This is a genomic window from Lactobacillus nasalidis (genome assembly GCF_016587775.1).
Lineage (GTDB): Bacteria > Bacillota > Bacilli > Lactobacillales > Lactobacillaceae > Lactobacillus > Lactobacillus nasalidis.
Map to the genome: position 1 here is coordinate 1 of NZ_BOCG01000362.1, position 279 is coordinate 279.

At 56.3% G+C, this 279-nt stretch carries 1 pseudogene; it reads left to right on the top strand.

The features are described 5' to 3' along the window. A pseudogene (locus lacNas_RS06875) lies at nt 1–279 on the top strand (asparagine--tRNA ligase); the annotation flags it as partial.

The window sequence follows — 279 nt, forward strand, 5'->3', positions numbered from 1 at the left end:
CTTTCTTCCAAGGGGTTGTCCGCAAGAACGCCGTCAGCGAGGAAGTTTTTGAAGCAGCCAAGGGCCTGCGCCAGGGAGCCAGCTTCTACATCACTGGGACCATCCATGAAGATGCCCGGTCTCACTTTGGCTACGAAATCCAGATCAGCGACCTGGAAGTCGTGTCAAACAACGAAGGCTACCCGATCACCAACAAGGAACACGGGATCGACTTCCTGCTGGACCACCGGCACCTGTGGCTGAGAAGCCGCCGGCCATTTGCCATCATGCAGATCAGAA